Below are 2,426 nucleotides of genomic sequence, written 5' to 3'. Positions count from 1 at the left end.
TGTGTGTGTTGTTTCAGATACTGCACAGTGGACGCGTAGCTTCTTTGTGGTAAGTCCTCGGCCTATTAGTACCAGTCACCTGCACCCATTGCTGGGCTTCCAGTTCTGGCCTATCAACCCGGTGGTCTGCCGGGGGCCTTACCCCCTCGAGGGGGTGAGAAACCTCATCTTGGAACAGGCTTCCCGCTTAGATGCTTTCAGCGGTTATCCCTTCCGAACGTAGCTAACCAGCGGTGCTCCTGGTGGAACAACTGGCACACCAGAGGTTCGTCCGTCCCGGTCCTCTCGTACTAGGGACAGCCTTCCTCAAGTTTCTAACGCGCGCGGCGGATAGAGACCGAACTGTCTCACGACGTTCTAAACCCAGCTCGCGTGCCGCTTTAATGGGCGAACAGCCCAACCCTTGGGACCTACTCCAGCCCCAGGATGCGACGAGCCGACATCGAGGTGCCAAACCATCCCGTCGATATGGACTCTTGGGGAAGATCAGCCTGTTATCCCCGGGGTACCTTTTATCCGTTGAGCGACACCGCTTCCACTTGCCGGTGCCGGATCACTAGTCCCGACTTTCGTCCCTGCTCGACCTGTCAGTCTCACAGTCAAGCTCCCTTGTGCACTTGCACTCGACACCTGATTGCCAACCAGGCTGAGGGAACCTTTGGGCGCCTCCGTTACATTTTGGGAGGCAACCGCCCCAGTTAAACTACCCACCAGGCACTGTCCCTGAACCAGATCATGGTCCGAGGTTGAGGTATCCAATACGATCAGAGTGGTATTTCAACAACGACTCCACACACACTGGCGTGCATGCTTCACAGTCTCCCACCTATCCTACACAAACCGAACCGAACACCAATACCAAGCTGTAGTGAAGGTCCCGGGGTCTTTTCGTCCTGCCGCGCGTAACGAGCATCTTTACTCGTAATGCAATTTCGCCGAGTCTATGGTTGAGACAGCTGAGAAGTCGTTACGCCATTCGTGCAGGTCGGAACTTACCCGACAAGGAATTTCGCTACCTTAGGATGGTTATAGTTACCACCGCCGTTTACTGGGGCTTAAATTCTCAGCTTCGCCACCGAAGTGGCTGACCGGTCCTCTTAACCTTCCAGCACCGGGCAGGCGTCAGTCCGTATACATCGTCTTACGACTTCGCACGGACCTGTGTTTTTAGTAAACAGTCGCTTCTCACTGGTCTCTGCGACCCACACCAGCTCAGGACGAGAAGTCCATCACCAGCACGGGTCCCCCTTCTCCCGAAGTTACGGGGGCATTTTGCCGAGTTCCTTAACCATAGTTCTCTCGATCGCCTCGGTATTCTCTACCTGATCACCTGTGTCGGTTTGGGGTACGGGCCGTGTTCCAGCTCGCTAGAGGCTTTTCTCGGCAGCATAGGATCATCGACTTCGCCTCATTCGGCTATGCGTCACCTCTCAGGATGTGTGCGACCCGGATTTGCCTGGGTCACTCCCTACGGGCTTACACCAGTATTACCACTGACTGGCTCGACTACCTTCCTGCGTCACCCCATCGCTTGACTACTACCAGGAAAGGTCCCGTGCATCACCGCACTCGGCACCCGAAGGCACTCTCGGCGACTCTGGACGGTTAGTACTCCTGATTCATCATGGGCGCGGAAACACGGGTACGGGAATATCAACCCGTTGTCCATCGACTACGCCTGTCGGCCTCGCCTTAGGTCCCGACTCACCCTGGGCGGATTAACCTGGCCCAGGAACCCTTGATCATTCGGCGGACGAGTTTCTCACTCGTCTTTCGCTACTCATGCCTGCATTCTCACTCGCGTGGCCTCCACACCTGGATCACTCCGGCGCTTCCCTGGCCACACGACGCTCCCCTACCCACCCACACACCTGGCCCACCAACCGCAGTCGGTGAACAGGCACCATGTGAGTGCCGCGGCTTCGGCGGTGTACTTGAGCCCCGCTACATTGTCGGCGCAAAATCACTTGACCAGTGAGCTATTACGCACTCTTTCAAGGGTGGCTGCTTCTAAGCCAACCTCCTGGTTGTCTTCGCGACTTCACATCCTTTTCCACTTAGTACACGCTTAGGGGCCTTAGCCGGCGATCTGGGCTGTTTCCCTCTCGACTACGAACCTTATCGCCCGCAGTCTCACTGCCGCGCTCTCACACCCTGGCATTCGGAGTTTGGCTGATTTCGGTAAGCTTGTGGGCCCCCTAGACCATCCAGTAGCTCTACCTCCAGAGTGAAACACGCGACGCTGCACCTAAATGCATTTCGGGGAGAACCAGCTATCACGGAGTTTGATTGGCCTTTCACCCCTACCCACAACTCATCCCCTCAGTTTTCAACCTAAGTGGGTTCGGGCCTCCACGACGTCTTACCGTCGCTTCACCCTGGCCATGGGTAGATCACTCCGCTTCGGGTCCAGAGCATGCGACTGA

1 rRNA gene is annotated in these 2,426 nt (G+C 56.4%); it reads right to left on the bottom strand.

From position 1 onward, the window contains the following. Positions 1-45 precede the first annotated feature (45 nt). Positions 46-2,426 (bottom strand): 23S ribosomal RNA (locus ACY48E_RS15930); the annotation flags it as partial.

It is taken from the genome of Rhodococcus sp. AZ1, assembly GCF_054979605.1.
The sequence above is the reverse complement of the archived record's forward strand: the minus strand, read 5'-3'. Positions and strand labels throughout refer to the sequence as shown.